General features: G+C 68.5%; 8 protein-coding genes and 1 pseudogene. 6 read left to right on the forward strand and 3 right to left on the reverse strand.

Annotation, left to right across the window (positions count from 1 at the left end; translation table 11 throughout):
• Positions 1-1,252: sigma-54 interaction domain-containing protein (locus tag ACK5F2_RS17595; RefSeq protein ID WP_409867046.1), on the reverse strand; the 1,252-nt coding region annotated here is incomplete at its 3' end.
• 149 nt (positions 1,253-1,401) lie between these two features.
• Between ACK5F2_RS17595 and ACK5F2_RS17600 the strand changes: the two genes are divergently transcribed.
• From ACK5F2_RS17600 to ACK5F2_RS17620, 5 genes are all read left to right on the forward strand, one after another.
• A complete protein-coding gene (locus tag ACK5F2_RS17600) occupies positions 1,402-2,385 on the forward strand; it encodes a Bug family tripartite tricarboxylate transporter substrate binding protein (protein ID WP_409867049.1) in 984 nt (327 codons plus the stop codon).
• 16 nt (positions 2,386-2,401) lie between these two features.
• A complete protein-coding gene (locus ACK5F2_RS17605) occupies positions 2,402-3,937 on the forward strand; it encodes a malonate--CoA ligase (protein ID WP_409867052.1) in 1,536 nt (511 codons plus the stop codon).
• Positions 3,934-4,164: a cysteine-rich CWC family protein gene (locus ACK5F2_RS17610; protein WP_409867055.1), complete on the forward strand. Its 231-nt coding sequence runs from the start codon at positions 3,934-3,936 to the stop codon at positions 4,162-4,164. The genes ACK5F2_RS17605 and ACK5F2_RS17610 overlap by 4 nt, the downstream gene beginning before the upstream one ends.
• Before the next feature lie 161 nt (positions 4,165-4,325).
• Positions 4,326-4,826 carry an outer membrane beta-barrel protein gene (locus ACK5F2_RS17615; protein ID WP_409867056.1) on the forward strand — a complete coding sequence of 167 codons (501 nt, stop codon included), beginning with the start codon at positions 4,326-4,328 and terminating at the stop codon, positions 4,824-4,826.
• A 139-nt stretch (positions 4,827-4,965) separates the two neighbouring features.
• The gene (locus ACK5F2_RS17620; protein ID WP_409867058.1) at positions 4,966-7,590 is read left to right on the forward strand and encodes a PAS domain-containing protein; all 2,625 of its coding nucleotides are present in this window, start codon (positions 4,966-4,968) and stop codon (positions 7,588-7,590) included.
• On the opposite strand, the gene ACK5F2_RS17625 is transcribed toward ACK5F2_RS17620, so the two are convergent.
• Together ACK5F2_RS17625 and asd are read right to left on the reverse strand one after the other, a co-directional pair.
• On the reverse strand, positions 7,563-8,129 hold the full coding sequence (locus ACK5F2_RS17625; protein WP_409867061.1) for a hypothetical protein: 567 nt from the start codon (positions 8,127-8,129) through the stop codon (positions 7,563-7,565). The genes ACK5F2_RS17620 and ACK5F2_RS17625 overlap by 28 nt on opposite strands.
• Before the next feature lie 31 nt (positions 8,130-8,160).
• Positions 8,161-9,018, reverse strand: coding sequence for an archaetidylserine decarboxylase (asd, locus tag ACK5F2_RS17630; RefSeq protein WP_409867063.1), 858 nt, complete (start codon positions 9,016-9,018; stop codon positions 8,161-8,163).
• A gap of 58 nt (positions 9,019-9,076) precedes the next feature.
• On the opposite strand from asd, the pseudogene ACK5F2_RS17635 reads away from it, so the two are divergent.
• Positions 9,077-9,583 (forward strand): annotated as a pseudogene (locus tag ACK5F2_RS17635) (glutamate-1-semialdehyde 2,1-aminomutase); the annotation flags it as partial.

The raw sequence follows: 9,583 nt of genomic DNA on the forward strand, positions 1-9,583 counted from the left end.
CCTGCTCCAGCCGGTTGCGCAGCTCGCGGATATTGCCGGGCCAGGCCTGGCGGGCCAGCCAGTCCAGGGCGTCGGGCGCCAGCTGGCGCTGGGGCATGCCGCTGCGCCGCGCGATGTCCTCCAGCAGGGCATCGGCCAGGGCCTCCAGATCCTCCATGCGCTCGCGCAGGGAGGGCAGCCGTATCGGCAGCACATTGAGGCGGTAGTAGAGGTCGGCCCGGAACTCGCCCCGCGCGACCATGGCGCTCAGGTCGCGGCTGGTGGCGGCAATCACACGCACATCGACGCGCCGCACCTCGTTGCTGCCCAGGGGCTCGAACTCCTGCTCCTGCAACACGCGCAGCAGCTTGCTCTGCAGGGCCAGGGGCATATCGCCGATCTCGTCCAGGAACAGGGTGCCGCCATCGGCCAGGGCAAACTTGCCGGCCCGGCCGCGCCGGTCGGCCCCGGTGTAGGCGCCCGGCGCCACGCCGAAGAACTCGGCCTCCAGCAAGGTGTCGGGCACGGCCGCGATATTGATGCTCACCAGGGCCTGCTGGGCCCGGGCCGAGGCCGCGTGAATGCCGTGGGCCAGCAGCTCCTTGCCCGTGCCTGTTTCCCCCAGCAACAGCACCGTGGCATCGGTCTGGGCCACACGCCGGGCCTGGCGCTTGACCTCCAGGGCTGCGGGGCTGGAGCCGATGAAGCTGGCGATGGTGTGCTTGGGACGGCGGTTGCGCGCGGTCTCGGCGGCCAGCTGGCGACGCGCCTCTTCCAGCTCCTGCTGCAGGCGCGCAAACTTCTGGATCAGGGGCTGCAAGGTCGGGCCGCCATAGCCGCCGCGCGCGCCCGGCGCCGACTCGGTCTGGGGCTGGTCCAGCAGCACCAGGCCCAGGGCGCCGATGACCTCGCCCGCCTCATCGCGCAGCGGCAGGCGGCTGACCAGAAAGGTGCCGGCCTTGTTGCTCAGCAGGTCCACAAGGATGGGGCGGCCGGTGTCTATCACCTCGGCCAGCAGGGGGCCGGGCACCACCTCCTCCACCTTGCGGCCCACGAACTCGGTATCGCTGTCAAAACCCAGGGCCGGCAGAAAGCGCTTGTAGCCCTCGCTGATCCAGACCACGCGGTGCTCGCGGTCCAGCAACAGCATGCCCTGGGCCGTGGCGGCCAGCTGCTCGAACAGGGTGTGGGCCGCCAGACGCAGCACGCTCTGCGCATCCAGGCCCTGCGCCTGGGCCGACGAGATGGGCTGCAACTGGCTGAGTGCGTGCATGGCGGAAGACATGGGGGACAAGAGGCCGGGCTGAATGTAGCAGCACCGTGGGCGGCAGCAAGCAGGGCTTGCGGGACAACCCCGATGCACAGGCCCTGCGCCCAGATGAACATGGCCGCCCCAGAAACAGAAGCTACCGGAGACTGCCCATGCACCGCCCATCCCGTCGTGCCGCCCTGGCCCTGCTGGCCGCCTGCGCCGCCGCCCTGCTCGGCGGCAAGGCCCTCGCCCAGAGCTGGCCGGTCAAGCCGGTCACCCTCATCGTGCCCTTCCCGGCCGGCGGCGGCACCGACGCCTTTGCCCGCCCACTGACGGCCCAGCTCAGCAAGCAGACCGGCAAGCAGTTCATCATCGACAACAAGGGCGGCGCCGGCGGCACCGTGGGCGCCACGCTCGCCTCCAAGGCCGCAGCGGACGGCTACACCTTCTTCATGGGCGCGGTGCACCACGCCATTGCGCCCAGCATGTACCCCAAGCTGGAGTACCGGCTGGAGGAAGACTTCGTGCCCGTGGCCCTGGTGGCCAGCGTGCCCCAGGTCATCGTGGTGAACCCGAGCAAGGTGCAGGCCACCGATCTGAAGAGCCTGCTGGAGTTCATCCGCAAGAACCCGGGCACGCTCAATTATGGCTCGGCCGGCAACGGTACCTCCCACCACCTGGCCGGTGAGCTCTTCAAGCTGCAGACCAAGACCTTCATCACCCACATTCCCTACCGCGGCGCCGGCCCGGCACTGCAGGACCTGATCGCCGGCCAGGTGGACCTGATGTTCGACGGCCTGGGCTCCAGCGCCAGCCATATCAAGAGCGGTCGCATCAAGGCCATTGCCGTGGCCGCAGCCAAGCGCGCGCCCGGCTTCCCCGATCTGCCCACCAGCGTGGAGGGCGGCGTGCCCAGCTACCAGGTGGCCACCTGGTACGGGCTCTGGGCGCCCAAGGGCACGCCCAAGGACATCATCAGCAGCCTGCAGGCCGAACTGAAGAAGGCCTATGCGGAAGAAAGCCTGCGCAACACCTGGAACGGCCTGGGCGCCGAAGTTCCCAATCTCTACGGCGATGCCTTCGGCGGCTTCGTGAGCGCCGAGCTCAAGCGCTGGGCCGAAGTCGTGAAGAGCTCGGGCGCCAAGCTGGATTGAGGACAATCACGCCACCATGAACGCAAACCTGTTCGCGGCCCTGCGGGCCGCATTCCCCGCCGACCTGGACCGTCCCGCCATCGAATGCGCCGATGGCGAGCAGGCCGGCCTGGTCTACAGCTGGCGCGATATCGAGCGCGCCACGGCCATGATGGCCAATCTGCTGGTCTCCCTGGATCTGCCCGCCGGCAGCCGGGTGGCGGTGCAGACCGAGAAGAGCGTCGAGGCCCTGATGCTCTATCTGGCCGTGCTGCGCGCGGGCTATGTCTATCTGCCGCTCAACACCGCCTACCAGGCGGCCGAGATCGAGTACTTCATCGGCAATGCCGAGCCGGCCGTGCTGGTGTGCGCAGGCAAGAGCTTCGGCTGGGTCAGCAAGCTGGCCTTCCAGGCCGGCACCCAGTATGTGTTCACGCTCAACGAGGACCGCACCGGCACCCTGCTGGACCGCGCCGGCGCCATGAGCGATCAGCACGAGATCGCGCACAAGAGCGCCGACGAGCTGGCCGCCATTCTCTACACCAGCGGCACCACGGGCCGCAGCAAGGGCGCCATGCTGAGCCACGGCAATATGCTCAGCAATGCCCGCACGCTCAAGGACTACTGGGGCTGGCAGCCGGACGATGTGCTGATCCACGCCCTGCCCATCTTCCATGTGCACGGGCTCTTCGTGGCCTCGCACGGCGCCCTGCTCAACGGCAGCAAGATGATCTGGTTCGCCAGGTTCGATCCCAGGGCCACGATCGCGCGCTTTGGCGAGGCCACGATCTTCATGGGCGTGCCCACGCTCTATGTGCGCATGCTGGCCGAGCCTGCGCTCACGCCCGCGGCCTGCGCCCATATGCGGCTCTTCATCAGCGGCTCGGCGCCCCTGCTGATCGAAACCTTCCGCGACTGGCAGCAGCGCAGCGGCCACACCATCCTGGAGCGCTACGGCATGAGCGAGACCATCATGCTGACTTCCAACCCCTACCGCCCCGAGGACGGCGAGCGCATCGGCGGCACCGTGGGCTTCGCCCTGCCCGGCGTGGGCGTGCGCGTGCAGGACGATGCGGGCGCGCCCTGCCCCGTGGGCGAGATCGGCCACATCCAGGTGCGCGGCCCCAATGTGTTTGCCGGCTACTGGCGCATGCCCGAGAAGACCCGCGAGGAATTCACCGCCGACGGCTGGTTCAAGACCGGCGATGTGGGCCAGTGCGATGAGCGCGGCTACTTCACCATCGTGGGCCGCAGCAAGGACCTGATCATCTCCGGCGGCTACAACGTCTACCCGGCCGAGATCGAGGGTTTCATCAACGAGATGCCGGGCGTGGCGGAGTCGGCCGTGGTCGGCGTGCCCCACCCGGACTTCGGCGAAGCCGTGGTGGCGGTGCTGGTGCCCAAGCCCGGCGCGGCCCTGGACGGCGCGGCCATCGTGGCCGCGCTCAAGACCCGCATCGCCAACTTCAAGGTCCCCAAGAAGGCCTTTGTGGTGGAGGGCCTGCCACGCAACACCATGGGCAAGGTGCAGAAGAACCTGCTGCGCGAGCAGCACAAGGCGCTCTTCGCATGAGCCAGCCCGGGACGTCCTTGCCCGAAAACGCCCGCTGCCCGCGCTGCGGTGGCGACTTCCGCTGCGGCGCGAGCGAGGGTCATTGCGACTGCTTCGAACTCCGCCTGGAAGAGGGCCTGCGCCAGCGCCTGGCCGCGCGCTACAGCGGCTGCCTGTGCATGGCCTGCCTGCGGGAACTGGCCCAGCCCGCAGCCCTCACACAGCCGCGAGATTCGCCCCCCTCTTAGGAGGGAAGTTCACGACGAAAACTGACTGTCTGTGGGTTTTTACCAACCCCGACACAAAGAGCGTGATTCCGAGCGACCACAATGCGACGCGCCTCCCCAGTGGGAGGCGTTTTGTTTTCCCTCAAGCAGTCAATCAGAACGAATCCAAGGAGGATTTATCCATGAAGAAGATCATCGCCCTGGCCGCCATCGCCGCCCTGTCCACCGTCGCTCAAGCTGATGGTTTCTACGCTGGTGGCGACGTGGGCAATGCCCGCTGGAAGGACGACGGCGCCACGTTCAAGGACACCAGCTTCGCCGTGTTCGGCGGCTACAACTTCAGCGACAACGTCGCTGTGGAACTGGGCTACCGCAACCTGGGCAAGGACACCGTCCGCGTGCTGAACGTGCCCGTGACCGTCAAGGCCAATGCCCTGCAAGTGTCGGCCGTGCTGTCGGCTCCGGTGAGCACTGACTTCGCCGTGTTCGGCCGCCTGGGCGTGAACCGCATCGAGGTGAAGAACTCCTTCGCCGGCGGCAATGGCAAGGACAACGAGACCAAGGCCCTGATCGGCTTCGGCGCTCGTTACGCCATCAGCAAGGAATTCGGCCTGCGCGCCGAGTTCCAGAAGCCCGCCAGCAACATCCGCGTGCTGTCGATCGGCGCCGACTACCGCTTCTAAACCCGGCCCCTCCCGCTGACCGGCCTCGACAGGACCGGCAGCGGCGCCCCCCCGGCAGCCCAGCCCGCGGTCACCGCCGCGGCCTGGGCTGCTTTATTTGCACGATTGCAGCCCCGCGACAGAAGGCAAAATCGGGGCTATGGCGCAAGAAGTCGGCCGAAAACACCAGCCATCCACCAGCTCCAGGGCCTGGAGCCCCCATCTGCGCCTGCAAGACACCGGGCGATTCATCGCCCTGGGACTGAGCCTCTTGATGATGTGGGGCGTGGTGGCCTGGTTCGTGTGGGTCTATCCGCAACGCCTGCTGGATGACCAAGAGCGCGAGCTGGAGGCCGCCGCCACCACCGCCGCCACCCAGCTGGAAAGCGTGCTGCGCGATGCCGAGAGCAATCTGCGCACCCTGGACCTGTGGCTGCTGACACGTACGCCGGACACGCCCCTGCGTGACGCCTCCCTGGCCCAGCTGGCCGAAACCTTGCGCAGCAGCTCGCGCGAGATCGTCGACGTGATGGTGGGGGACGCCCAGGGACGCTTCTACCGCCTGCCCACGCTGGACGCTCAGTCCTTTGTGGAACTGCCGCCCGCACAGCTCGGCGCGCTACGCGAATATGCCCATGCCGACCATGTGCTGCTGATCGGCGAGCCCCTGCGACTGCAGCCCGGGGGGCCGCTCAAGCTGCCCCTGTTCATGCGCATGAGCGCCCACCAAGGCGAGCTGGGGCTGCTGTTGGCTGTGATCGATCACGACCGCCTCGTCAGTCTGCTCAAGCCCTATGCCCGCGGCGAGCTGGGGGCCCTGGGCCTGCTGCGCAGCGATGGCATGGGTCTGCTGCGCTATCCCATGCTGGAGGGCTATATCGGCCGCAGCATGTACGACACCGTGCCCGGCAGCCGCGAGCGTCTGAGCGGTGCGTACGGCAGTTTTGTATCGCGCGGCGGCGCCTCCGACGGCCTGGAGCGCCGGGTCAGCTTTCGCAGCCTGGATGACTATGGCCTCAAGCTGCTGCTGGCCCAGGGCCACGACGCGGCGCAAATCCAGCATCGGCAGCAAAGTGGCCTGCTCATCGTCGCCAGCCTGCTGATCACGCTGCTGGCCATCGTGATCACGGCGATGCTGGAGCGGCTGCAGCGCCAGGCACGGGAGCGCGAGGCCATGCTGGCCGCCACCAGCGATGCCCTGCCCCTGGGCCTGTTCCGCTGCGACGCCAGCGGCGCCCTGCGCTATGCCAACGAGAGCTACCGTCGCCTGCACGAGATCCAGGGACCGCTGCAGGGCTGGGACTGGCTGAAGCTCGTGCCCGAGGCGCAACGCGAGGGCGTACGCCAGCGCTGGCAGGCCCGCATGAGCCAGCGCGAGTGCGACAGCTTCAGCGCCCGCGTGCTGCTACCGGACGGGCGACGTCGCCGCTTTCAGATCCACACCGCGCCCCTGCTGGTCGACGGCGTCCAGAACGGCGTGGTGGGCACGGTGGAGGATGTGACCGAGCGCGAGCTGCAGCAGGAGGCCCAGCTCACCCTGCACGCCATCTTCGAACAGACGCCCGACTGCATCGCCCAGTTCGATGCCCGCGGTCGCATGGTCTATCTCAATCCGGCGGGCCGTTTGCGCCTGGGCCTGGAAGCCCTAGCCGCCCTGCCCGAGCATGACTACCGCAGCTTCCTGCCCGACCCCGAGAAGCGCGCGCGCGATTTCCTCTCCGCCTTGCCCGAACAGGCCCTGGCCCAGGGCCACTGGCAGGGGCGCAGCACGGTGCTGGACCATGAGGGCCAGCTCGTGCCCGTGTCCTGCACGGTGCTGGTCCATCGGGATGCGCGTCAGCAGGTACGCATGGTCTCGGTGCTGCTGCGCGATGTCTCCGAGCAGGTCCAGGCCCAGCAGGAGCGCGAACGCAGCGAGGCCATGCTCAAGGCCGTGGCCGAAGAGGTGCCGCTGATGATTGCGGTGCTGGACCGCCGGCAGCGCCTGCTGTTCTGCAACCGGGCCTATGAAGAGCAGTTCGACCTGCGGCGCGAGGACTGGATAGGCCGCTCGGTGCAAGAGATGCTGGGCCCCGAGGAGTATGAGCGGGCCCTGCCCCAGATCGAGGCCGCACTGGCCGGACAGACCCTCACGCTGGAACGCAGCCGCGAGTTCCAGCAGCGCCGCCTGCTGCAGGTACGTTACTCCCCCTTGCAGCTGGAAGACGGGCAGATTGCCGGCATGGTCTGGGCCGCGCGCGACATCACCGAAGAAAAAGCCGAGCAGGCCCGCCTGCTGGACGCCTCGCAGACCGATCCCCTGACCGGGCTGCTCAACCGGGCCGGCTTCGAGCTGCGCGCCCTCAGCGCCCTGGAGCGAGCAAGACAGCAAGAACGTCTGTGCTGCCTGATCTATATGGATCTGGACCGCTTCAAGGCCGTCAACGATCTGCACGGCCATCCGGTGGGTGACGCCCTGCTGCAGGCGGTGGCCGGTCGCCTGCGCCATGTGCTGCGCCAGCAGGATCTGGTGGCGCGCCTGGGGGGGGACGAGTTCGCCGTGCTGCTGCCCGAGATCCCCAGCGTCGCCAATGCCGAGTCAGTGACCACCAAGCTGTTGCAGGCCGTGGCCCGCCCCTATCTGATCGACACGCTGAGCCTGGACATCGGCGTGAGCCTGGGCTTTTGCGTCTGCGCGGGCGCCAGTGCCGATCTGCCACGCATGGTGGCTCAGGCGGATGCCTGGCTGTACGAGGCCAAGCGTGCCGGCCGCGGCCGCTACCGCGGCGGGCTCATGGAGGGCTGATCGGGCGCGCAGCGCGCGCCCAGGCTACTGCGCTCCGGCGCTCCGCCCCCCGAGCGCAAACGCAAGAGCGCCAGCTGCAGCACCCGGGCGTCGGTGCTGGCGCGGTGGCGCATCAGCTGCTGCTCGCGCCGCACGGTCTGCGTCAACTCGTGCCACTGAGCCGCCTCGGCGTCGGAGAGCAGCACGCGGATGTCCTGCAGGCGGAAGGCCGGCTGCAGATCGGCCGCGTCGAACAAGCGGCTCAGCCAGCTGTAGTCATGCCCCCAGCCGTCGCAGTACACGGTCTGGCCGCTCAGTCGCTGGTTGAGCTCGGCCGCCACCCAGACCGGCTCGCGCCCCTTGCGAGCCAGGATCTCGCGGCTGATGCCGTGCAGGGCCTCGGCCTTGGCATCCCAGTGCCGCCACTCGGGCAGGGGCTGGATCAGGCTGCAAAAGGGCCCGCCGCGCGGGGCCACAAAGCCCACCTCGATGGGATAGCTGCCCGCACCGAAGCCCGAGGCCTCGATGTCCATGACGGCGGGGGCTTCCATCAGATCCATGGTGCAGCGAGTGTAAGCCGCAGCGGGTGAATCAGGGCCGCGCCAGCACCTCCCCCATGCGCAGGCGCTGACCGGTCTGGACGGCCAGCTCGAAGCCCGGCGGCAGAAACACGATGATGGTGGAGCCCTGCTGGAACCAGCCCAGCTCCTCGCCGCGGCGGGCCTCGCCCTGCGCCGGCAGCTCGTGGGGGCCGGGATAGTCCACATGCAGCAGCAGGTTCAGGCAGTGCAGGCGCAGGCTGGCCACCAGGATGGCGGCCACCGCCACCAGGGCGATGGGCCGGCCGTCGGGCAGGCGGGCATGGATGGCGGCCCGCTCATTGCGGCAGAACAGGCGCTCCACCCGCTTGAGCGCAATGGGGTTCACATTCCAGGTATCGCCGGCGATATGGGTCACATGCTCCAGGCGTAAGTCGGCCGGGGCATGGAAGCGGTGGTACATGGACGAGGTCAGGCGCAGGGTCACGAACTGCCCCCCGCGGTAGGGCGCGGCGCGCGCCGCATCGCCGAAGAGCTCGCCCACCGTGTACGGAAAGCCCTTGGCCTGGAAGACCTGGCCCTGATGCTCCACCGCACCGCAGGCGCCCACGATGGCGTCGCAGGGGCTCAGGATGGCCTGAGCCTCGGCCGCCAGGGGCCGGGCGCCCGGCTTGAGCTCGCGGATGAAGCAGTCCTGCAGGCTGCGAAAGCGCTGCTGGCGCGCCTCGCTGAGGTCCAGATCGGTGAACAGCCGCCAGACGGCGATGGAAAAGCGCGTCAGCAGCGGGCTTTCGATGCGGCTGTACCAACCCACCAGCCGGGTCAGGGTCAGACGCGGGATGCGGTTGGTCAGCAGGAAATTCAGGTCTTCCTGCTGCAACAGCCGGTCACGCCAGAGTGCGAGCTTCATCAGAGCGTCAAAGGCAGTGGTTACAGATACGAGTCTGCTTTTCTTCTGTGACCGCCATATGGATGAGACCCTGACCCACGCCCTGCCCCTCTATGCCCTGGGCGCCGCCCTGCTGGCGGGGCTGATCCCCAAGCTGCGGCGCCGCCTGCAGCTCTCGCGGGCCAAGCACCGCTCCCTGGCCGGCCACTCGCGCATGGCCAAGCGCATTGCCGGCCTGATCCCGGGCTATGCCTATGACGAGGCGCGCTTCTTCGCCGCCGATGGCGCGCCCGAGGCCGTGCAGGCACGCCGCCGCCAGGGCTTCAGCGCCCTGGCTCAGGCGCTGGCCCAGGCGCACCCGCGCTCCATCGCCGCCACCGAGGCCGCGCGCGCGGGCATCTCGGATCTGCAGTTCACCGGCGCCTACCGCGTGCCCTTCCAGTTCAGCCCCTATCTGCGCCAGCAGCTCAAGCTGCCCAGCTTTGTGCAGGCCACCGAAGGCCCCTGGATCCGCGACCTGGACGGCCAGCGCTGGCTGGATGTCTCGGGCAGCTATGGCGTGAACGTGTTCGGCCACGAGTTCTAC

It is taken from the genome of Roseateles sp., assembly GCF_046300915.1.
Taxonomy (GTDB): Bacteria; Pseudomonadota; Gammaproteobacteria; order Burkholderiales; family Burkholderiaceae_C; genus Kinneretia.